The organism is Streptomyces zaomyceticus (genome assembly GCF_014656215.1).
GTDB classification, from domain to species: domain Bacteria; phylum Actinomycetota; class Actinomycetes; order Streptomycetales; family Streptomycetaceae; genus Streptomyces; species Streptomyces zaomyceticus.
Genome location: NZ_BNBZ01000002.1, coordinates 456,376 through 477,584 on the forward strand (window position 1 = coordinate 456,376; position 21,209 = coordinate 477,584).

The 21,209-nt window shown below is 71.6% G+C and carries 19 protein-coding genes; 9 read left to right on the forward strand and 10 right to left on the reverse strand.

Features of this window, described 5'->3' with window-relative positions; translation table 11 throughout:
* Positions 1-58: 58 nt before the first annotated feature.
* The 4 genes from IE311_RS04660 to IE311_RS36555 form a co-directional block, all read right to left on the reverse strand.
* Complete coding sequence (locus IE311_RS04660) at positions 59-841, reverse strand: cytochrome c biogenesis CcdA family protein (RefSeq protein ID WP_189830232.1); 783 nt, start codon at positions 839-841, stop codon at positions 59-61.
* A complete protein-coding gene (locus IE311_RS04665) occupies positions 838-1,437 on the reverse strand; it encodes a TlpA family protein disulfide reductase (protein ID WP_189830233.1) in 600 nt (199 codons plus the stop codon). The genes IE311_RS04660 and IE311_RS04665 overlap by 4 nt, the downstream gene beginning before the upstream one ends.
* Entirely contained in the window at positions 1,437-2,234 is a 798-nt protein-coding gene (locus IE311_RS37040; protein ID WP_189830234.1) for a thioredoxin family protein, read from the reverse strand. Before IE311_RS37040 ends, IE311_RS04665 begins: the two co-directional genes overlap by 1 nt.
* Before the next feature lie 259 nt (positions 2,235-2,493).
* Positions 2,494-3,051 (reverse strand): hypothetical protein, encoded by a 558-nt coding sequence (locus tag IE311_RS36555; RefSeq protein WP_229901724.1) that lies wholly within the window; start codon positions 3,049-3,051, stop codon positions 2,494-2,496.
* 377 nt (positions 3,052-3,428) lie between these two features.
* Here IE311_RS36555 and IE311_RS04680 point away from each other — a divergent pair, with 377 nt between their 5' ends.
* Positions 3,429-4,172 (forward strand): CAP domain-containing protein, encoded by a 744-nt coding sequence (locus tag IE311_RS04680; RefSeq protein WP_229901725.1) that lies wholly within the window; start codon positions 3,429-3,431, stop codon positions 4,170-4,172.
* An 8-nt stretch (positions 4,173-4,180) separates the two neighbouring features.
* Here IE311_RS04680 and IE311_RS04685 read toward each other — a convergent pair whose 3' ends face one another.
* Both IE311_RS04685 and IE311_RS04690 read right to left on the reverse strand, forming a co-directional pair.
* Positions 4,181-4,888: a response regulator transcription factor gene (locus IE311_RS04685; RefSeq protein ID WP_189830236.1), complete on the reverse strand. Its 708-nt coding sequence runs from the start codon at positions 4,886-4,888 to the stop codon at positions 4,181-4,183.
* A 322-nt stretch (positions 4,889-5,210) separates the two neighbouring features.
* The gene (locus IE311_RS04690) at positions 5,211-6,614 is read right to left on the reverse strand and encodes a DUF7507 domain-containing protein (RefSeq protein ID WP_189830237.1); all 1,404 of its coding nucleotides are present in this window, start codon (positions 6,612-6,614) and stop codon (positions 5,211-5,213) included.
* A 501-nt stretch (positions 6,615-7,115) separates the two neighbouring features.
* On the opposite strand from IE311_RS04690, the gene IE311_RS04695 reads away from it, so the two are divergent.
* The 8 genes from IE311_RS04695 (at position 7,116) to IE311_RS04730 (ending at position 16,712) form a co-directional block, all read left to right on the forward strand.
* Entirely contained in the window at positions 7,116-8,207 is a 1,092-nt protein-coding gene (locus tag IE311_RS04695; protein ID WP_189830238.1) for a LacI family DNA-binding transcriptional regulator, read from the forward strand.
* A 294-nt stretch (positions 8,208-8,501) separates the two neighbouring features.
* Positions 8,502-9,656 carry an ABC transporter substrate-binding protein gene (locus IE311_RS04700; protein ID WP_229901726.1) on the forward strand — a complete coding sequence of 385 codons (1,155 nt, stop codon included), beginning with the start codon at positions 8,502-8,504 and terminating at the stop codon, positions 9,654-9,656.
* 97 nt (positions 9,657-9,753) lie between these two features.
* Positions 9,754-10,650, forward strand: coding sequence for a carbohydrate ABC transporter permease (locus IE311_RS04705; RefSeq protein ID WP_189830240.1), 897 nt, complete (start codon positions 9,754-9,756; stop codon positions 10,648-10,650).
* Entirely contained in the window at positions 10,647-11,597 is a 951-nt protein-coding gene (locus tag IE311_RS04710) for a carbohydrate ABC transporter permease (RefSeq protein WP_189830241.1), read from the forward strand. The genes IE311_RS04705 and IE311_RS04710 overlap by 4 nt, the downstream gene beginning before the upstream one ends.
* A gap of 24 nt (positions 11,598-11,621) precedes the next feature.
* Complete coding sequence (locus tag IE311_RS04715; RefSeq protein ID WP_189830242.1) at positions 11,622-12,635, forward strand: hydroxyacid dehydrogenase; 1,014 nt, start codon at positions 11,622-11,624, stop codon at positions 12,633-12,635.
* Positions 12,636-12,802: 167 nt separating this feature from the next.
* Complete coding sequence (locus tag IE311_RS04720; protein ID WP_189830243.1) at positions 12,803-14,824, forward strand: outer membrane protein assembly factor BamB family protein; 2,022 nt, start codon at positions 12,803-12,805, stop codon at positions 14,822-14,824.
* Between the two features lie 29 nt (positions 14,825-14,853).
* A complete protein-coding gene (locus tag IE311_RS04725) occupies positions 14,854-15,687 on the forward strand; it encodes a heparin lyase I family protein (protein WP_229901727.1) in 834 nt (277 codons plus the stop codon).
* 92 nt (positions 15,688-15,779) lie between these two features.
* The gene (locus IE311_RS04730) at positions 15,780-16,712 is read left to right on the forward strand and encodes an ROK family protein (RefSeq protein WP_189830245.1); all 933 of its coding nucleotides are present in this window, start codon (positions 15,780-15,782) and stop codon (positions 16,710-16,712) included.
* Between the two features lie 108 nt (positions 16,713-16,820).
* On the opposite strand, the gene IE311_RS04735 is transcribed toward IE311_RS04730, so the two are convergent.
* The 4 genes from IE311_RS04735 to IE311_RS04750 all read right to left on the reverse strand — a co-directional run bounded on the left by IE311_RS04735 (position 16,821) and on the right by IE311_RS04750 (position 20,402).
* Complete coding sequence (locus tag IE311_RS04735; RefSeq protein ID WP_189830246.1) at positions 16,821-17,564, reverse strand: amino acid ABC transporter ATP-binding protein; 744 nt, start codon at positions 17,562-17,564, stop codon at positions 16,821-16,823.
* Positions 17,561-18,463 carry an amino acid ABC transporter permease gene (locus IE311_RS04740; protein WP_373313750.1) on the reverse strand — a complete coding sequence of 301 codons (903 nt, stop codon included), beginning with the start codon at positions 18,461-18,463 and terminating at the stop codon, positions 17,561-17,563. Before IE311_RS04740 ends, IE311_RS04735 begins: the two co-directional genes overlap by 4 nt.
* Positions 18,464-18,479: 16 nt before the next feature.
* A complete protein-coding gene (locus IE311_RS04745) occupies positions 18,480-19,355 on the reverse strand; it encodes an ABC transporter substrate-binding protein (RefSeq protein ID WP_189830247.1) in 876 nt (291 codons plus the stop codon).
* 210 nt (positions 19,356-19,565) lie between these two features.
* Positions 19,566-20,402: an SAM hydroxide adenosyltransferase gene (locus tag IE311_RS04750; protein WP_189830248.1), complete on the reverse strand. Its 837-nt coding sequence runs from the start codon at positions 20,400-20,402 to the stop codon at positions 19,566-19,568.
* Between the last annotated feature and the right edge of the window lie 807 nt (positions 20,403-21,209).

Here is a 21,209-nt window from a genome sequence, read left to right on the forward strand (position 1 = left end):
TGCGCAGGGGGAGTCGAGCCCTTCCGGGCGCGTGGCGCCGGTACTCGGGTACCGGCGCTCACAGGGGCGCGGTCGTTCCCTGCAGCCGTACCTGCAACGCGTACACCAGGTCGGTCCACAGGCCGGTGACCAGCAGGACGCCGACGAGGACCAGAAGCGCGCCGCCGGCCCGCATGATGGTCCCGTGGTGGTTCCTGACCCAGCGGAAGGCGCGCAGGGCCCGCTGGAAGGCGAGCGCGGTGAGCAGGAACGGCGCGCCGAGACCCACGCAGTAGCAGACCATGAGGAGGGCGCCGCGACCGGCGCTGGCCTCGTTCCAGGCCAGGGCCTGCACGGCGGCCAGGGTCGGCCCGATGCAGGGGGTCCAGCCCACGCCGAAGACGACGCCCAGCAGGGGCGCGCCGGCCAGGCCGAAGGAGGGCCGGCGGCTGCTGCGCAGCTCGCGCTGGTTGAAACCGGGCAGCCACCCCGCGAACGCGAGGCCCATGACGATGGTGAACAGGCCGAGGACCAGCGTGATGCCGTCCTGGTAGGCGAGCAGGTTGCGCCCGACGAAGCCGAACAGGGCGCCCCCGGACACCAGGACGCCGCTGAAACCCAGGACGAACAGCGCCGCTCCGGCGACCATCCGCCCGCGTCGCCCGCCGTCCGCCTCGGCGAGGTCGGACACCGACAGGCTGGTGACGTAGCTCAGGTAGCCCGGCACGAGCGGCAGGACGCACGGGGAGAGGAAGGACACCAGGCCCGCGGCCACGGCCACCGGCACGGCGAGGAGAAGGGTGCCCGACACCGCCCCGGCGGCCGGCCCGGCGGCGAGCGCCGCCCATGTGGGTCCGGTCACGCGTCCTCCCCGGCGACCCGGTCCACGAGGGGCTCCAGCCGCGCGCGGGTGACCGGACCGGCGACGGCGACGGCGATCCGGCCCTGCCGGTCGATGACCAGCGTGGACGGGATGGCCTGCGGGTTGAGCAGCGCGGGCGGGAAGGCCAGCAGCAGCTTTCCGTCGGGATCGTGGATGCTCGGATACCGCAGGCCGTAGGTCCTCTCGAACTCCCGGGCCGGCCCGGTGGAACGGTCGCGGACGTTGACGCCCAGGAGCTCCACGCCGCGCGGCGCCGCCGCACCGCGCAGCGCCTCCAGGTCGGCTGCCTCGGCGCGGCAGGGGGCGCACCAGGAGCCCCACACGTTCAGGACGACGACCTTGCCGCGGTACGAGCGCAGCGCCAGGTCCCGGCCCGTGAGGTCCCGGCCGGAGGTGTCGGGCGCGGAAGGGCGCTCGGCGACCGGCAGCACCGCCGCGGTCTCGACGGTGGCCGCTCCCGGCGCGCCGCCGCCCGCCCCCGCCACGGCGCCCCCGCCGCAGCCGGTGACCGCGAGGGCGAGGAGGAACAGGGCGACCGTCGCCGACGCGCCGCGTCTGTGGCCGCGGGCCGTCATCAGGCCCACTTCCGCAGGAACGCGCCGAGGCCCGTCTCGGTCAGCTCGGGGTTGCCGGTCGAGTGCGTCTCGGTCACCACCTTGCCGTTGCCGTCGAGGACGACCAGGACGGGCATCTTGTACGCGCCCTCGCCGGAGCAGTAGTCGCGCAGGAGGCCGAAGGCCCCGGAGTCCTGGCTGCCGATGTCGACCTTGACCACGTGGTACGAGGCGTCCAGGAGCGCCCCCACGCCGCTCGTGGCGAACACCCGGTCGGCGGCCTTGCAGTTGCCGCACCAGTTGGCGCCGAAGTCGATCAGCACCTTCTTGCCGTCGGCCTCGGCGGCGGCGATCGCGGCCTCGACGGCCCCACGGGCGTCCGCACCGGTCGGGTAGCCGCTGGTGAACCCCGAGGAGCCGGAGACGGGAGCGCTCTTCTTCACGGCGGGCTTGGTCGGGGCGGGAGCGGCCGTCGTCCTGGCGGGGCGAGGGGCGGCCTCGGTCGTCGCCGCGGGGCGCTCGGCCGCGGGCGAGGAGGCGGAAGGGCTCGGCCGGGTCGTCGGCGGGACCGACGTCGCCGCGGCGGTGGGGGAGGCGGATGCCGTCGCCGCCTCCATGGGCGCCGGGGCGCCGGTTTCCTGGTCGGCGGGCGCGTCCGGGGCCGCCGCCACGGACACGTTCTGCGCCGCGTCGTTCTTCGGGCCGCCCACTCCCCAGGCCGTGGCGACGGCGGCGGAGGCGACCGTGAGGGAGACGGCCGAGAAGCGGACGAGGCCCTGGATGCCGGCGGTGCGTTGTTTGCGCCGGTGTGCGGCCATGACGGATCAACCCCTTGTGTCGGTGAGCTCTCCGGGGCCTGGAGGCGGCCGATGCCGGAGCGGGCGCAGGACGCGGCCCGGCGTCCTGTCCGCCGGGGCCGGAGCGATCGTCCTGACCGACCGTGAGCCTAGGGGCCGAGAACGCGTCCTGAACCGTCCTGATGCCACTCATCAGGCACGCTTAAGGAACTGCTCAGGTTCGCGACCGCACGCCCTTCACCAGGGGTTCTCCGGCCGTCCGCGGCGCCTGCCCGAGGACTCACCACCGGGTCTCGCGCACACTGGCCTGTGCCTTCGGCACGACGGTCGCCGTGATCTGCGAACGGTGGTCGTCGCTGGTGAAGACGACCACCAGGGTGCCGGGATCGCTCTGAGCGGTGCTCGTGCGGAAACCCGGATCGGGAACGGCCGAGACGAAACACACGCTGTCGCGGCCGTACTGGACGGTGACCTTGCCCCCCTCGGATGGAACCGTGTGCAGCCCGGGGCCGCCGCTGCACTTCGAGGCCGACGGCCGGGGCGTGGACGTGACGGGCGCCCGCGTGGCCGAGGGCGACGGCGAGGGCGTCCGGGTGGTCGGCGGCGGTGACGAGGGGGACGCGGGCGTGGTGGTGGGCGCCTTGGGCGTGGTCGCGACGGACGAGGCCGGCACCCCGACGAGGAGGGACGGGGAGGGGTACACCGCCTGGACCGATCGAGCGGCGGGCGGGGTCGGTCGGGTCAGGCCGATGACGAAGTGCACCGTGAGCATCACCGCGGTGACGCTGGCCGCGGTGCACGACAGCCATATGAGGAGATAGCGCGGGAGGCGTGGCACCGCATCAGTGTGGCCGACGCCCACCGCACCACCGACCCCGCCCTCGCTCACGGAGAGCCGCACGTGTCCCTACGGGCCGGCGCGACCGGCGGCCCGACCTGGCGATCTCCCCGAGCCGGTCCCGAACCTGAGCTGTTGCTTAGGTCCTTCTGAGCGCATCCCTCAGACGGCGTTCTCGCGGCTTCGGCACGCCTACGCTCCCGTCTCGGCGCCGGCGGACCCTCTCCGCCGCACGAAGCCCGCCCGAGCCGACGCGGACCTGGACCGGCCCCGCCACCGCACCCGTACACCCCCTGGAGGAAACCGAGATGAGTCCCCGAGCCGCCCACGGACGTCGTCGACACCGTGCCCGGCGTCGCCCGCGCGTCACAGCCGCCGTGGCGGGCCTCAGTACCCTGGCCGTCGCCGCCGTCTGCCTGGCAGGCGCCGAGCTCACCGGCTCCGGGCACGACAAGGCCGAATCCGTCGCCCTGGGCGGCGGCCCGCCCGACCCGACGCCGACCACCGGAGCGCCGACCACCGCACCGTCGACCGCACCGACGTCCCCGTCGGCCGCCCCGCACACACTGACGACCCTCGCCACCACGCCGACGGCCCCCTCGACCACCCCACGGCCCTCGGCCACCGCCAGGACGGCGAGACCTTCCGCGTCCCCGAGCCACCAGAAGCCCAGGTCCGCGCCCCCGGCCACCGCGAAGCCGTCGGCCACCGAGCCCGACAGCGGTACGCGCCCGGCGGGCGGCGGCGAGGCCGAGGAGGTCGTACGGCTCGTGAACGTCGAGCGCGCGGCGGCGGGCTGCAAGGCCCTGACGGTCGACGCTGACCTCGCCGAGGCGGCTCAGGACTACACCGACGACATGGCCGCCACCGGCAACTTCTCCCACACGGGAACAGACGGCTCCCAGCCGCAGGACCGCATCGAGGCGGCCGGATACACCTGGTCACGATCCGGCGAGAACATAGCCAAGGGACAGGCCGACGCGGCCGCAGTCATGGACGCCTGGATGCACAGCCCCGGCCACCGGGCCAACATCCTCAACTGCGGCTTCACCGAGATCGGCGTCGGCGTCAGTACCGACGGAGGCCCCTGGTGGACCCAGGACTTCGGCACCCCCTCCTGAGCCTCTCCTCAGTGCGGCGCCACCAGCTTGATGCCCACCCCGCGCACGGTGCGCAGATAGCGTGGTGCCGAGGCCCGCTCACCGAGCTTGCGGCGCAGCGCGGACACATGCACGTCGATGGTCTGGTCCTCGATGTAGGACTCCTGCCAGACCTCCGCGAGCAGCCGGTGCCGGGACACCACCGTGCCGGCGTGCCGGGCGAGAAAGGCCAGCAGGTCGAACTCCCGGCGCGTGAGGACCAGTTCACGCCCCGCCAGATAGGCCGAACGCGCCGGCGGATCCACGGTCAGCTCACCGACCGTCACCAGACTCGACGGATCGGCGGGCAGGGCCTGTCCGGCGCCCGCGGCGGGCACCGCGGTGCGCCGCAGCACCGCCGAGAGCCGGGCCAGGAGCTGTGCCCCGGAGAACGGCTTGACGAGGTAGTCGTCGGCGCCCGCGTTCAGGAGCTTGACGATCTCGCTCTCGTCGTCGCGGGCGGTCGCGACCACCACGGGCACGTTCGATATCCCGCGGATCATGCGCAGCGCGTCGCCGCCGTCCAGATCGGGCAGGCCGAGGTCCAGCACCACCGCGTCCAGCGAGCCCTGCGCGACCTCGCGCAGCGCGCCGAACCCGTCGCCCGTGCTGCGCACCGCATGGCCGTGCTCCGCGAGGATCTCCATCAGCGAGGCACGGATGCTGGGGTCGTCTTCGACCACGAGTACGCAGGGCATGGCGGACACCCTACAACCGGCCGTCCGCCATCCGGACAGCCCTCACCAGGGCCCGATTCCGGGCACGGGGCCGCCCGGATCACGGGTGATCCCGCGGACCGCTGCCCCCCGCCCCCCCCGTACCGGAGAAGGCGTCCGGATCCCGCGGGCATGCCCCCTCCGGAGCGGGGCACCGGCGGGAGACGCCCGAAGAGAGGGAGTCATGACCGAAGACACGAGGCGGGGCACGTCCGTACCCGCAGCCACAGGACGTGATCCCCCGTACACGTACCTCCCCGCCGCGGCGGGGAGGTACGTGGAGAGGTCTCCTCCCCCCGTCTCCTCAGGAACGGGGCACGCAGGGGGCGCAGCAGGCCGGTGCGGGCTCGACGCAGACGACGACGGAATCGGTGTTGTCGGACGGGTCGGGGTCCTTCTCGACGGCCGTGACGGTGGCCGTGTTGGTCAGACGGGCGGCCCTGGTGGCCTTCGCCCGCAGGACGAGGGTGGCGCGCGCCCCGACGGCCAGTTCGCCGACGGACCACTGCCCGGTCTCCGGAACGTGCGCACCGGTGCTCGCGTCGGCGGACAGGAAGACGAGCCCGTCCGGGAGTCGGTCGACGACGGTCACACCGGTCGCCGGGCTGGGACCGGCGTTGTGGACGGTCAGCCGGTAGGTCACGGTCTGCCCGACGGTCACGGTGGTCGCGTCGGCCGCCTTGACCACGTCCAGGTCGGCCGCCGGCCTGACCTCGGTCACGGCCTCGTCGGACGTGGACGTCAGCGGCTCGGGGGTGGCGCCGAGCCGGTTCTCGTACGCGGCGACGGCGGTGTTGACCACCCGCGTGCCCGCCGTCTCCAGGCCGAGGACCACCCGGTACTCGACGGTGGTCCCCTCCGGCAGCGCGGCCGTGTTGGCCAGACTGCCGCCCTGGGACGCGGAGGCTCCGGTCCCGAGCCTGAAGACGACCGTGTCGCTCCCGGCGTCGTACGCGCCCTGGTCGTCACCCGCCCGATCGGTCTTCACGCCGGCGTTCGGCCCGTCGACGACCCGGAGGGAACCGGGCACGTACGTCGTCCCCGGCGGCAGCACGTCCGTCAGCGTCAGCCGCTCGGCGGCCCCACCCCCCTCGTTCCTGGCCGTGATGCGGTACGTCACGACATCACCGACGTCCAACGGCCCTTCCGGCACCGCGGTCTTGGTGAGCAGCACGAGCGGAGCCGTACCGAAGAACACGCCGTCCAGGAAGTTGCCGATCCCTCGGTTGCCCCCGGCCGCCGACACCGACCGGAACGCGAAACGCGTGGTGCCCTGCCCGGCCGGCACCGTGTACGTGCCCGTGTAGTACCCCCACGCCGTGTTCCCGTCCGTGAAGGAGCGCTGCTCGACCACGCTCCCCGGCGCCCCGATGTCCAGCGCCATCGTGTCCTGCCCCTGCCGGCCCCGGTGGTAGAGCCGCCAGTACAGCTTCGTGCCCGGCGTGGTCGGCAGGTCCTGGTAGAGCGTGGACACCTGATTGGCGTTCAGCTCGGCGAACTGCTCGCCCTCCGCGGACGGCACGCCGTTGAATCCCGAATGCCACAGCTCGACCATGTGGTCCGTGGCCGTGGTCAGCCAGCCCGGCACATGCCGCGGGGCCTGCGTCTGCGACGCGTCCGGCAGAAACGCCATGTCGGTCACGGCCGGCTGTTCGAAACTCCCGTTCACGAGAGCGACCCGCAGGGGGACGGAAGGAGGTGTGCTCATGGTGCCATCTCCGATCGTTCGACGGTGCGCGAGAGACCCCGTGGCCCCCGGACACGGGGCGAGAGGGTCGGAACACCCCGTAGCTCAGCGCCCCCTCCGCCCCGGGTACAGCCGTGACGGAGGTGTCCCGGCCAGCACCGGACCGAGGGTTTACCCGCCCCCTCGCGCGCCTGACGGCCTCGCCGACCCTTGCTCGACCCCAGCAGGGACCCCGTCGGACACCTCGGGCCCACCGCCCTCGCGCCTACCTCCCGCACTGACCGGATGACATGGCTCTCTGGCGTTCACGCGCCACCCGGAAGGTTGAATCACGAGCCGCCAGGTTGACGTACCTGTACTTCGGCGGCGTCGCCGAACGCCGTGCACCAGTGCTCCAGCGACTCGGTAGCCGACTCGACGGGCGGTCGACGCCGGGACCGGCGCATGCTGCGGCTTCGTTGATACCTTTCATTTGTCGAGTGAAAGCATATGGCTGCGCTCACGAGGAGAGGGGGCACGACCGTGCTGACGGAAGAGCGGCGTGAGGCGCTCCGGCGCCTGGTCGAGCGCCGGGGATCGATCAAGGTGAAGGATGTGGCGGAGGAGATGGGGGTCTCCGCCGTCACCGTGCGCCAGGATGTCCGTGAGCTGGCAGGCCGGGGGCTCGTCGTCCGTGTCCACGGAGGCGCCATGTCGCCGACCGCGGCGGAAGCCGCGGACGTGGCCGCCCCTGTCGTCCCCCGGCCCGTGACGCGGCAGGGCGACGCCTTCGGGCTGATCGTTCCGCCGGGGGGCTACTACTACCCGGAGATCATCCGAGGGGTGCAGGACGCGGCGCGGACGCACGGAGTGCGCGTGGTGCTCGCCGTCTCGGGCGAGACGCTGGCGGACAACCAGGAGCAGGTGCGGCGGCTGATCGCGGCGGGTGTCGACGGTCTGCTGCTGATGCCGCGCGCCGGACTCGAACCCGTGGACCTGGCCGAGGAGTGGCTGGCCGGCCTCGAGATCCCCGTCGTTCTCGTGGACCGCAGGGCCGGCACACAGGCCGGGCGGCTGGAACAGGTCGCGTCGGACCACGCGCACGGCGCGGGGCTGGCGGTCCGCCACCTCGCCGGGCTGGGGCACGAGCGGATCGCTCTGGCGGCCAGGGTGGAGAGTCCCAACACCCCTTTGATCCGCGAAGGTCATGCGGCTGCCTGCCGGGCCCTCGGGCTGGTGGCGGGCCCGGAGTTCGGCATCGACCCGACCGACACACATGCGTCGGCCGAGTGGTTCGAGGGGCTGGCGCGGGCGGTCGAGGCGGGTGAGGTGCGCGCCGCCCTGGTGCACAACGATCTCGATGCCGTCGCCCTGGTCGGCCTCCTTCAGGCGCGGGGCCTGCGGGTTCCGGAGGATCTGGCGATCGTGACGTACGACGACGAGGTTGCCGAGCTGAGTGATGTGCCGCTCACGGCTGTGGCACCGCCCAAGCGTGCCGTGGGGGAGTGGGCGGTCGACCTGATGAGGCGCCGACTCGCCGATCCGGCCGCACCGCTGGCCGAGCTGCTGCTCCGCCCGGAGTTGCGCGTACGGGACTCCAGCGGGGCCTCCTCCGCGGCCGGCGGGCACGTGTAGAGCGGGAAGGGCAGCAGATGTCGCATCGCATCACTTGCTTTCGTTTGCTATCGAGTGAAGCGAAAGGGATTGACGAAGCGGTATTTGCTGACGAATGATTCCGGTCAACGCCCCAGCGAACGATCGGTGCACATCATGCTTCGCAGAACCACGGCTGCCCTGGCCGGCTCCGTCACGGCTCTGGCCCTGCTTGCCACCGCTTGCGGTGGAGGAGCGGATCAGGGTGCTTCCTCGACCGCGGCGAAGAAGACCGGGGAGGTCACTTTCTGGTCTTTCGTCAAGGGATCCGACAAGGTGGCCGAGGCTTTCAATCGAAGCCACCCCGACATCGAAGTGACGTTCGAGACGGTTCCGTCGGGCCAGGAGTACTACTCCAAGCTCACCAACGCCGTGAAGGCGGGCACCGCCCCGGACGTCGCGGTCGTCGAGTTCCCGCACCTGCCGGAGTTCGCGGCCCAGGGCAAGGTCGAGGACCTGACGGGCCTGCTCGGCCCGGTCGTGCGGGAACGGTTCCCCGACGCTGCGAGACAGCTGGTCGATCTCGGCGGCAGGACCTGGGGAGTCCCGCGCGACGCGGCGCCCCTGATGATGATGTACCGCAAGGACTTCTTCACCCGGCACAAGATCGACGTCCCCACGACGTGGGACGCGTACCGGAACATGACCGAGCAGGTGAAGAAGGCCGACCCCGCCGCCCGCGGCGGTGTCCTGTACACCGACAACCCCGGGCTCCTGAGCGCGCTCTCGTGGCAGGCCGGCGGTCGGTGGTTCTCGACCGAGAAGGACTCCTGGAAGGTCACCGTCGACGACGGACCGTCGAAGAAGGTCGCCGCCTACTGGGGCGACCTCGCCCGCAAGGACCTCGTCCGCTCGCTCAGCCAGCTGGACCCGTTCTGGACGAGCGTCCAGAAGAACCGGACCGTCGCCTATGTCTGCGCCAGCTGGTGCGCCGGTGCGCACCAGGCGACCGTCCCCGACCAGAAGGGCAAGTGGGCCGTAGCCCCCGTGCCCACCTGGGACGGCAAGCCGGCCTCGGGCATGTACGGAGGTTCGTCCTTCGTGATCCCGAAGGGGTCCGACAACAGCGGGGCCGCCGCCGAGTTCATCAAGTGGATCACCACCGACCCCGAGGGCATGAAGGCCTGGGTGTCGTCCGGCACCAGCAGCATGTTCCCCGCGGACCCGAAGCTCGTGCCCGTCACCAAGGCGGCCTTCACGACGGACTACTACGGCGGGCAGGACATCTACACCCTCATGGCGCAGTCCTACAACGCCATCCGGCCCGGCTGGACGTGGGGCCCGGTCATGGGCGCCACCAACACCGCCATCGTGGACCAGCTCCCGAAGGTCGCCGACGGCTCGGTGACCCTGCCCGGTGTCCTCGCCATCGCCGAGAAGGCCACGATCACCCAGATGGAGCAGCGCGGCCTGAAGGTCGCCACCCCGTAGGAGATCGCAGCCCGGAGGGCCGGCCACCGCTCGGCGGGTCGGCCCCCGGCTCCCTCCCACACCCGCTCTCCCCCCGCCCCACCCAAGGAAGGCCGGTATGGCAAGCCCATCCGCCCGAGGACAGCGCGGGACCGCCGCACTGCTCCTCACCCCGTTCCTCGGCCTCTTCGCGGCCGTCACCCTCGCCCCGCTGTTCTACGCGGCATGGCTGAGCCTGTTCACCACCCGCACCTCCGGCCTTGGGTTCGGCGGCACCGAGAACGTCTTCACCGGGCTGGGGAACTACGCCCGTGCCCTGTCGGACGGGGCGTTCCGCGACGGTTTCCTCGTCATCGCCGTGTACTGCGCGGTCTACATCCCCCTGATGATCGGCGGCGCGCTCGTCCTGGCCCTGCTGCTCGATTCGGGTCTGGCCAAAGCGCGGTCGTTCTTCCAGCTGGCGCTGTTCCTGCCGCATGCCGTGCCGGGCCTGATCGCCGCCCTGATCTGGGTGTACCTCTACACACCCGGCCTGAGCCCGGTGATCGACCTCCTGGCATCCGGCGGCATCGACGTCAACTTCCTGTCGGTCGACAACGCCGTGTTCTCCGCGGCCAACATCGCCGTATGGGAGTGGACGGGCTACAACATGGTCATCTTCTACGCCGCTCTGCAGGCCGTGCCCCGCGAGACGCTCGACGCGGCGAAGGTCGACGGCGCCGGCGCCGTACGCACGGCCCTGTCCATCAAGGTCCCGATGATCCGCCCCGCTGTCGCCCTCGCCGTCCTGTTCACCGTCATCGGCTCGATCCAGCTCTTCACCGAGCCGAAGGTCATCTACAACGCGTCCAGCGCCATCGGCAGCAGCTTCACCCCCAACATGTACGTCCAGACGGCCGCCTTCCAGAACAACGACTTCGGCCTGGCGGCAGCGGCGTCCCTGCTGATCGCCCTGTTCGCCGCCGTGCTGTCGTTCGCCGTCACCCGTATCTCACGCCGCGGGAGCAAGCCGTGACCACCTCCCCCACCCTGCATCCCGCCGCTCCCGCACGGGAGACGACGCCCGTGACCGGTGCCGCCCCGCGTCCGCGCCGTCCACGGCGCGCCCCCGAGCCGCCGACGGCCCTGCTCTCCAAGGCGGGCGTCACCGCCCTCCTCGGCCTCGCCACCCTCTACACCCTGCTGCCGCTGACCTGGCTGCTCCTCTCCTCCACCAAGAGCCGCGAGGATCTCTTCGGCACGAACGGGTTCGCACTCGGGGACGAGACCCACCTCGCCGACAACCTCGGCCACCTGTTCGAGGCCGACGGAGGGGTGTACGCGCGCTGGCTGATCAACACGGTGCTGTACGCGGGTGTCGGGGCGCTCCTGGCCGCGGTGTTCAGCGTCGCGGCCGGCTACGCGTTCGACAAGCTCTCGTTTCCCGGCAAGGAGCGCCTGTTCTCGCTGGTGCTGCTGGGCGTGATGGTGCCCGGCACGGCGATGGCGATCCCGCTGTACCTGCTCGCCGCCGAGGCCGGACTCGTGAACACCTTCTGGGGCGTGTTCATCCCCGGCCTCGTCTTCCCCTTCGGCGTGTACCTGGCGCGGGTCTTCAGCGCCTCCTACGTGCCGGACGAGGTTCTGGAAGCGGCGCGGATGGACGGGGCCGGTGAGTTCCGGACCTTCTGCCGCATCGCGTTCCCGATGGTCGCGCCGGGTTTCGTGACCATCTTCCTCTTCCAGTTCACACAGATCTGGAACAGCTTCTTCCTGCCCCTGGTGATGCTGTCCGACCAGGACCTGTACCCGGTCAACCTCGGCCTGTACGTGTGGTACTCGTCCGCGCTCACGCAGGGCCACCCCGAGGACTACCTGCTCGCCGTCGTCGGCTCCCTGGTGGCCGTGGCCCCGCTCATCGCCGTCTTCCTGATGCTCCAGCGGTTCTGGAAGTCCGGCATGACCGCCGGCGCCGTCAAGTAGGCCGCCACCGTGAGGAATCCATCCATGCGCCCCACCCCGACCACCCGCCCCCGCGCCCTGTTCGCCATGGGCCGTCGCCACCGGGACGCCCTGTTCGCACCCGCCGAGATCCAGCGGCTCACAGCGTACGTCGACATCGACCCGGACCACGTCGCCGAGGACCTCACCGAGGAACCGGCCCTGGAGGACGTGGAGATCCTGATCACGTCCTGGGGATGCCCCGTCCTCGACGAGGAGATCCTGGCACGGGCACCGGCCCTGAAGGCCATCGTCCACGCGGCGGGCAGCGTCAAGCACCATGTGACACAGGCCTGCTGGGACCGCGGTCTCGTGGTCTCCTCGGCCGCCGCGGCCAACGCCGTCCCGGTCGCCGAGTACACCGTCGCCGCGATCCTCTTCGCCAACAAGCGGGTCCTGGAGATCGGCGGTCTCTACCGCGACCACCGCTCGCCCCTCGACTGGTCCCGGCAGTTCCCCGGGTTCGGCAACTACCGCAGGACCGTGGGAGTGGTCGGAGCGTCGCTCGTCGGGCGCAAGGTGATCGAACTGCTGCGGCCGTACGACCTCGACATCCTCCTCGCCGACCCGTACATCAGCACACTGCGGGCGGCGGCCATGGGCGTTCGGCCGGTGGACCTGGACGAGCTGGTCAGAGCCTCGGACGTCGTCTCCCTGCACGCACCCGAGCTGCCCGAGACCCACCACCTGATGGACGCGCGCCGGCTCTCGCTGATGCGCGACGGCGCCACGCTCGTCAACACGGCCCGTGGCTCCCTCGTCGACACCGAGGCCCTCACCGCCGAAGCCGTCAGCGGCCGCATCCACGCGGTCATCGACGTCACCGAACCCGAGGTGCTCCCCGTCGGCTCACCGCTCTACTCCCTGCCCAACGTCCTCCTCACGCCGCACATCGCCGGCTCGCTCGGCGGCGAACTCCACCGGATCACCGCCAGCGCCCTCGACGAGATCGAGCGCTACCGCGCCGGAGAACCGTTCGCACACGCCGTGCACCACGCCGCCCTGGCGACGTCGGCCTGACATCTCCGGCGGGTCCCGGGCACCCCCGTCCCGGGCACCCCCGTCCCGGGCACCCCCGTCCCGGGCACCCCCGGTCCGGGACCGGCCGGTCCCGCCGTGCTCTCCCCACCACGGCGTTCGCTCCTCCCCGCTCCGTGTCCCCGCACGACGACCAAAGGAGTTCCCCCATGCAGCACCCTTCGTCCCTGGGCAGGCGTCAACTGCTCGTGGCAGGCGGCGCCCTCGGGCTCGCGGCGGCAGCGGGTCCGCTGCTCACCTCACCGGCCCGGGCCACGTCCAAGGCGCCCTCCTGCGTCCGCGTCACCGACCTCGGCCCCGGCATCCAGCAGTTCGCGCTCATGAGCGCGCTCCAGGTCGGTGACACCGTCTACATCGGCTCCCGCAACCTCGAACCGACCCGTGTGCTCGCCTTCCACCTGCCGACCCGCGAGGTGGTGGCCCAGACGGTCCTCGGCACCGGCCACTCGATCCAGGCGCTCGCCGCCGACTCCACCGGCAGGTACCTCTACGCCGGCATCCTGACGAAGGGCGACGAGGGCAAGCCGAACCTCTTCCGCTGGGACCTGGCCGCCCCCGACAAGCCCGCCGTGGGCGTCGGCCGGACCGAGGACCGCGACATCCGCGATCTCGCCGTCGCCCCGGACGGCACCGTCTACGCGGTGGGCGGGATCCCGGGGAAGGCGCCCGCGCTGTGGATGTACGACCCGGGCACCGGCAAGGTGACCGAGCTCGGCATACCCGACCCGAAGGCCACCCTGGCCAGGGCCGTGGCCGCCACGGACACGACCGTCTTCTTCGGGGCCGGCAGCGTTCTGTCGGGTGGGGACGGCGCGAGCAAGGCCTCGCTGTACGCGTACGACCGGGCTTCGGGCACGTTCGGCGACGTCACGCCGCCGGAGATGGAGAAGGACCCCAGCCTGCGCGACCTCCTCGTCTCCGGCGATCGCCTCGTGGTCAGCACCTCGGGATCGACCGAGCCGGCCAAGCTGGCCGTGATGGACCTCGCCGACCTCTCCTCGTACAGCGTGACGACCACCACCGGCAAGGTCGTCAAGAACCTGACGGCGAACGGCGACTCCGTCTACTTCGCCACCGACACCGGTCTGCACTCCTACTCCACGGAGACCGAGGTCATCAGCCCTGTCGGGTTCGACGGCGACCTCGGCGAGATCTGGGGCCTCGACGTCGCCGGCGGCACGCTGACCGTGGTCTCGGGATACGGCTTCGTCGGCGAGATCGACCTCGCCACGGGCCGGGCCGTCGTCACCGATCTCGGTGAGGCGGGCGCGCCCGTCGTCGCGCAGACCACGATGGGCATCGCCGCCGACCACCGGTACGCCTACGTCGGCGGCAACAACGGCATCGCCCGCCACGACCTGCGCACCGGCAAGGTGGTCAACCTCCGGGCACCCGGCGAGGCGAAGGACGCCGAGGTGCTGGGCGGAGTGCTCTACACGGGCCAGTACAGCTCGCAGGGCATGTGGACGTACGACCCCGCGAAGGGCGGGCAGCCGCACCAGCTCGCGGCCTTCCCGAGCGAGCAGAACCGTCCGCTCGACGTCTGCTACGACCCCGTCAACGAACTCCTGCTGGTCGGTGTCCAGTCCGACACCGAGGGCGGCGGCTCCCTGTGGACGTACGCGCCCGAGACGGGCGAGAAGGCCGCGTACATCAATCCGGTCGACGGGACCCAGTTGGTGCGAGCCGTCGCCACCCGGGACGGTGTCGCCTACCTCGGCGGCGACAACCCCACCCCCCAGGGACCGCGCGGCACCCTCGTCGCCTTCGATCCGGTCGCCGGGAAGGAGCTGTGGCGCATCGACCTCCCCGCGACCCTGACCACGGGCGTGGCCGCGATGGCAGTGCGCGGCCGGCACCTGTACGGACTCACCAGAAAGGGCGGGTTCTTCGTCGTCGACCTCACCGTCCGCCGGGTGATCCACACCGCCGACCACCGCGCCGTCTGCCCCGGCTTCGCGGCCATGGTCACCAGCCGAGGCGTGGTCTACGGGGTCTCCGACACCACCCTCTTCCGCTTCGACCACAAGACGTTCGCGATCAGCACCGTGGTGGCCGAGATCAACGGCGCCTGGTACAGCGGTCCGCACGTGAACGCCGACAACCGCGGCCGGCTGTACACCATGCGCGGCCGCCACCTCGTCCGCGTCGAAGACAGGCCGGTGAACTGACCATGAGGAAGTCGACGAGGCGGTCCCTCATGGCCGCGGCGATCGCGGGGACGCTCACCCTGGCGGGCCCGACCGCCGCGCAGGCGGGGCGGAACGGCGAGAGCAGCGCCGCGCCCGGCTCGTGCGCCGACACCGAGGGCCCCGCGGCCCTGCTGACGGTGGACTACCGGAACGGCGAGCTGAACTCCGGCATCCCGGACCTGACCACGACGCACGCGTCGGCCGACGACGCGTCGTACATCGTCCCGTCCGGCACGGACCACGCCGTCGCCCACAAGGTGACCCTGGGTGATCCCGCGTACGTCTCCGACGGAGCGCCCCGCAGCGAGAGTGCCACGAACGACGTCCACGAGGGGAAGTTCTTCGTGGGCGACGAGCAGCGGTACGAGTTCAGCGTGCTGCTGAAGGACTGGAAGCCGTTCCAGGCCGGGGACTCGGAGAGCGGCGACATCATCGCCCAGGGGAAGCACGCCGGCGGGAACCTGCCCTCCTTCTACCTCATGACCAAGCGGAACAGCATCGCCTTCCGCTCGCCGACCCTCGACCTCCAGGCCGATGTGGTCGCCGACTTCCGTTCGTACATCGGTGAGTGGATGCGCTTCCGCGTGGACGTCAGCTGGACGGACGACGCCACCGGCTACTACAAGATCTCCACCCGCATGCCCGGCGAACCGGGGTTCACGGTGCGCAAGACGTACGAGAACGTGAAGACCTTCCACCCCGCGAACCCGGCGGACTTCGGCTACCTGAAGTGGGGTCTCTACCGTCCCGGGCAGTCGCTGGAGAAGGGAGACGTCCCGACGCGCCTCGTCCACCACGACGACATCCGGATCACGGACCTCTCCCGGTCCTCCGGGCGATGAGTCCTGCCAGGACCTGACCGGGCCGCGCCCCGCGGCTCTTGAGCTCCTTCCCCTCCCCGAGGGGAAGGAGCTCCCCGACCGAGAGTGTTCACGTGAGACATGTCATCGCCCTCGACGTGGGCGGCACCTGGATGAAGGCGGCTCTCGCCGGTCCGGACGGTGCGCCGTTGTACGAGGCGCGGCGGGCGACCGGGCGCGAGAGGGGGCCCGACGCCGTGGTGGAGTCGATCATCGGCTTCGCGAAGGAGCTGCGTGCCCACGGACAGTCGCACTTCGGCACCGCGGCGGAGGCCGCGGGAGTCGCCGTACCCGGCATCGTCGACGCGGAGCGCGGCGTCGCCGTCCACTCCGCCAACCTCGGCTGGCGGAACGTCCCGCTGCGGGGGCTGCTCAGCCACGAGCTCGGGCGGATCCCCGTCGCGCTCGGGCACGACGTACGCACCGGCGGCCTCGCCGAGGGCCGCATGGGGGCGGGCAGGGGCACCGGCCGGTTCCTTTTCGTGTCGCTCGGCACCGGCATCGCCGGCGCCATCGGCATGGACGACGGAATCGAGGCCGGTGCCCGCGGCAGCGCGGGCGAGATCGGCCACATCGTCGTACGCCCCGGCGGCCCCGTGTGCGGCTGCGGCGGGCGCGGCTGTCTGGAGGCGCTGGCCTCCGCCGACGCGATCGGTCGCGCCTGGGCCACCGTCAGCGGCCAGCGGGCCGTCGACGCCGCCGACTGTGCCCGGGCCGTCGAGGCGGGCGACGAGGCCGCGTCCGGAGTGTGGCGGGCTGCCGTAGAGGCTCTCGCCGACGGCCTGGTCATCGCGCTCACGATCATGGATCCCCGCACACTGATCATCGGCGGCGGCCTCGCCGAGGCCGGCGACACCTTGTTCACACCCCTGCGCGCGGCGGTGGCGGAACGCGTCACGTTCCAGAAGTTGCCCGTGATCGTGCCGGCGGCCCTCGGGGGCGCCGCCGGGTGTGTCGGCGCGGGGCTGCTCGCCCGGGACCTGCTCGCCGTGGCGCCGGCCGCCTGACGGGACACGGGCGAGGTCCTGAGCAGGCGCTCCCTCGCTGACGGAGGACGCCGGTCCCTCCCCGCGGCAGGGGGAGGGACCGGCGTCCGCGATCCGTGGGAGACGGCACTAGGTACGGTCGAGTGCGCGGGCGAGGAAGCGCCGCGTGGCCTGCTCCCGCGGAGCGGTGAGCACCTGCTCCGCGGTGCCCTGCTCCACGATCACGCCGCCCTCCAGGAAGCAGACCCGGTCCGCGACCCGCCGGGCGAAGTCCATCTCGTGGGTGGCCATCAGGATGGTCAGGCCGCGCCGCTTCAGGTCGGCGACGACGTCCAGGACCTCGCCGACCAGTTCGGGATCGAGGGCCGAGGTGATCTCGTCGAAGAGCAGCAGCTCCGGCTCGGTGGCCAGGGCGCGGGCGATCGCCGCCCGCTGCTGCTGTCCGCCGGAGAGCCGGTCGGGATGTTCGTGCGCCTTGTCCGCGAGCCCGAGGCGTTCGAGCAGCTCGCGTGCCGAGGCCTCGGCCTTCCGGCGCGGGACGCCGTGGACCTGGCGGGGCGCGAGCGTGATGTTGTCGAGCACGCTCAGATGCGGGAAGAGGTTGTACGCCTGGAAGACGATGCCGATCCGACGTCGGGCGACGTCGGGGTCGAGACGGGGATCGGTGAGCTCGGTCTCGCTCAGGTGGACGGTCCCGTCGTCGACGACCTCCAGCAGGTCCACACAGCGCAGCAGGGTCGACTTGCCCGAACCCGAGCCGCCGATCAGACAGACGACCTGGTGCTCGGCGACGTCCAGGTCGATCGAGCGCAGCACCAGCCGCTCCCCGTACTGCTTGCGGAGGCCGCGGATGCGCAGCAGCGACCCGCTCATCGGCCCGCCCCCGCCCAGGTGCGCTGGGCCGCCCGCCGCTGGAGCCGGTCGGCGAAGCGGGTCAGCGGGATGGTCACCGCGATGAACAAGAGGGCCGCTCCCAGGTACGGGGTGTAGTTGAAGTCGTAGTCCGCCTTGATCTGCGCGGCCCGCAGCGCCTCGAGCGGGCCGAGGACGGCGACCAGTGCCGTGTCCTTCTGCAGGGCGATGAAGTCGTTGAGCAGGGGCGGCAGCACATTGCGCACGGCCTGGGGCAGGACGACGTGCCGCAGGGTCTGCCGCTCGTTCAGGCCCAGCGCCCGGGCGGCGTTCCGCTGGGCCGGGTGGACCGAGTTCAGTCCCGCCCGGAACACCTCGGCGACGTACGCGGTGTAGGAGAGGGTGAGGGCGATCACGCCGAGGAGCCAAGGCTCGGAGGGGGTGCCCTGCAGTTGCAGCGCCGGTAGTCCGAAGCCGACGAGGAAGACCAGCAGCAGGGTCGGTACGCCGCGGAAGACATCCACGTAGACCGTGGCGGCGAGCCGCAGCGGCTGCAGACCCGGTGCGCGGGTCACCCGCACCAGGGCGATCAGCAGTCCCAGGACGAGGATCAGCACCTCGGCGACGAGGAACATCTGGATGTTGAGCCAGAAGCCCCGGAGGAGGTCGGGGAAGGCGGAGCGGAGCTCGGCGCCGTCGAGGAACAGACTGTCGACCCGCTCCCAGCCCGGTGAGGCCACGGCGGCCGCGCCCACCACCACGAGGCCGAGCAGGGTGCAGAGGGTGGAGCCCCAGGTGTGGCGGCGCTTGCGGGAGCGGCGGTACCGCTGTCGCTCCTGCTCGTGGTCGCTGGGCCGGTAGCCGGTGTCGAGTGCGTCCGGAGCGGTGGCCGACCGGTCCGGCACGACCGTCTTGCTGATGTCCACGGCCGGCCCGCTATCGCTTCAGCTCGGGGACGTTCGCCGAGGCGGAGAGCCACTGCGTGGTGAGCTTGGCGAGTGTGCCGTCGGCCCTGAGCTCGTCGAGGGCCTGGTTGACGCAGGAGGTGTATCCGCTGTTCTTCGGCAGCAGCAGGCCGAACTTCTCGGGCGTGCCGCCCGCGTAGCCGAACTGGCCGACGATCTCTCCGTTCTCCAGCTCCGCCCCGGCCAGGTAGAAGACGGTGGGGAGGTCGGTGACGATCGCGTCGATCTGACCGTTCCGCAGCGCGGTCACCTCGTCCTTGGTGGTGCTGAAGACGCTCGGCTGCTTCGAGGGCTTGATCTGGTCGAGCACGGCCTGGTAGCTGGTCGTCGCGACCTGTACGCCGATCCTGGCGTCCTTGAAGGCGCCCAGGGACGTGGCCTTCGCGAACGCGGATCCGTCGAGGGTCAGGATGGCCTGGTTGGCCGTGTAGTAACTGGTGGAGAAATCGACGGCTTTCGCGCGCTGCGGCGTGATGGAGATCTGGTTGATGTCGAAGTCGAAAGCCTTGGGGCCGGGCGCGTACGAATGGGCGAAAGGCTCGATGACCCATTTCACCCGGTCGCGTTCGAATCCCAGCTTTTCGGCCACCGCATAGGCCATGGCACTTTCGAAGCCCTTTCCGTTCGACGGAGTGTTGCTGTCGAACCACGGTTCATAGGCCGGGGAGTCCGTCGCGACGGTGAGTTGGCCGCGCTTGTGAAGGCTCGGGCTGTCGGTCGTGCACCGGGCGGCGTCCTTGGAGCCGGCCGCTTCGGGCTTGTTCTGCGGCTGCGGTGCGCAGCCGGCCGCCGCCAGCGCGACGAGGGCGGCGGCGGAGGCCGCCAGGGAAATACGGGTACGGGACATCGGAGGTCCTTCGGGAGAAGTCCGGTAAAGGTACGGGAGAGTGGGCCGGTGCTGTGCGTTCAGCGACAGAGATCGGCTGCACAGCGCACGTTGTCCACGTGGCGACGGCGTACCAGCAGGAGAGTTCCGGACATGCTTTTCAGCATTCCGGCTCGCGGAGACCGGCGTCAATCGGGAAGACCGTTGCCGGGGTAACGCGTTGATAACATGTCAGCTGGTGAGATGGAATACCCGGTCGCCTTGGCGCAGTCCGAAAACCTCCGCCGCGGAGCCGCCGCGGACCACGAGTTCGGCGAATCCGACCCCGGAACTCCCGACGGTGATTCCGGGCTCGCCGAGCGGGACGTCGGGGAGTCGGTCGTAACAGCGCACCCGGATGTCGCGGCCGTCGACCCGGTTGCGGACGAGAAGGCTCTCGGCGGTGTCGTAGCCGGGCAGTTCGGCGGCCGGGCGGTCCAGCTTGCAGTTGCCGAAGTTGTCGACGACGGCGATCCGCACGTCGTCGGCGACGGACGGGCGCACCGCTGTCGGCTGCGCGGGAACGGGGTGGCCGTCCACCAGCCAGCGGGCCAGCAGGGGCGCGTACCAGAGGCTCCGGAACTGGGTCCGCACCATCTCCTCGATCTCGGCCGGCGCCAGCTCGGCCCAGTCGGCGGCGGCGGCTTCCAGCACCTCGCGGACATCGGTGACCTGGACCTCCGTCAGGCCCAGGTAGGTCGCCAGCGGGGCGAGGACCCGCCGGTTCAGCGTGCTGACGACCAGGTGGTTCCCGTGGCGGAAGGAGCAGAAGGGCACGCCGTTGGGCCAATGCCCGTCCCTCGGTGCGATGTTGACCAGGACCACGACCGGTCGGCTCGGGCCGCCGATCAGGTCCGTGGAGCGGAGCAGGTCGAGCAGGGTGAGGGCGGCGGCGCCCTCCGGATCCGGTCCGCCGAGCGGCAGGACGGTCGGCGTGGAGCCGAACAGGGTGGCGATCCGCGTGGACTGGCGGGCGAGCGCGTTGGGGTCGGCGCAGTCGGTGAGGGAGACGACCGGGGGAAGGGGCATGGCGGTACTTCGCCCTTCTGTGGAGGGAGGACACGAGGTGGGTGGGGTTCGAGGTGCAGGGGCCGACAGGCTCGGTGGCGGGCCGGGACGACAAAAAACGGACCCTCCGTATCCGGAGGGTCCGTCGCGTCCTGCGCGCACACGGCTTCGCTAGCGAAGCGCCTCCGGGGGCGGGGGCATCATTCGCATCATGGCGAGGGTGGCGGTGTGCTGCATGAGGTGCACGCTAGCACCGGATGGAGTTGTCTCAGGCACCCTTCCATATAGTGGACATGCTTTTCCGGTCGCTCGGTTGTGGGGCGGGGCGCTCGGCGCTCTTGCGAGCCGTGTCCGGCGAGCGCGCCCTCCGACCGCTCCACCGGGTGGGCAGAGCCGCAGCCGGGGCCCGGGGTTTCCTCCTCGGTCCACCATCGGCAGGCGCGCGGCGGCGCCCCGCACCGGAAACGCGCTACGCCACCGTGCGGAGGCCGCAGTTCCCGCTGCTGTGGGATGGCGTGTCGACCGAGCGGGCGGCCACTCGGAAAGGACAGCCGAGAATCCCGCGGCTTCGGCAGGCCGCTCACGTCGACGTGCGCGTTCCGCTGGACCGGGTCGCGGCCCGCCACCACGAGCAGGAGAACCGCGACCGCGACGAGCCTGAGGGTTGTCCACGCTGTTCTCCCGCCCCGTGCCGACCCGGCCGTGCCCAGGGTCGCGGACTCCGGGAGCCGCGAGGGCGGCAGGGCTGCGGCACGGGCCTCGCCCCCCGGCCGGACGGTCCGTCGCCGTGTCCGCCGGATCGGTGACGGAGCCACCCCGTTGGTTCGG

Coding starts and splice junctions, on each gene's coding strand:
- IE311_RS04665 (WP_189830233.1), bottom strand. CDS start 1,437: ATGACGGCCCGCGGCCACAGACGCGGCGCGTCGGCGACGGTCGCCCTG.
- IE311_RS37040 (WP_189830234.1), bottom strand. CDS start 2,234: ATGGCCGCACACCGGCGCAAACAACGCACCGCCGGCATCCAGGGCCTC.
- IE311_RS04685 (WP_189830236.1), bottom strand. CDS start 4,888: ATGCCCTGCGTACTCGTGGTCGAAGACGACCCCAGCATCCGTGCCTCG.
- IE311_RS04690 (WP_189830237.1), bottom strand. CDS start 6,614: ATGAGCACACCTCCTTCCGTCCCCCTGCGGGTCGCTCTCGTGAACGGG.
- IE311_RS04705 (WP_189830240.1), top strand. CDS start 9,754: ATGGCAAGCCCATCCGCCCGAGGACAGCGCGGGACCGCCGCACTGCTC.
- IE311_RS04715 (WP_189830242.1), top strand. CDS start 11,622: ATGCGCCCCACCCCGACCACCCGCCCCCGCGCCCTGTTCGCCATGGGC.
- IE311_RS04720 (WP_189830243.1), top strand. CDS start 12,803: ATGCAGCACCCTTCGTCCCTGGGCAGGCGTCAACTGCTCGTGGCAGGC.
- IE311_RS04725 (WP_229901727.1), top strand. CDS start 14,854: ATGGCCGCGGCGATCGCGGGGACGCTCACCCTGGCGGGCCCGACCGCC.
- IE311_RS04735 (WP_189830246.1), bottom strand. CDS start 17,564: ATGAGCGGGTCGCTGCTGCGCATCCGCGGCCTCCGCAAGCAGTACGGG.
- IE311_RS04745 (WP_189830247.1), bottom strand. CDS start 19,355: ATGTCCCGTACCCGTATTTCCCTGGCGGCCTCCGCCGCCGCCCTCGTC.
- IE311_RS04750 (WP_189830248.1), bottom strand. CDS start 20,402: ATGCCCCTTCCCCCGGTCGTCTCCCTCACCGACTGCGCCGACCCCAAC.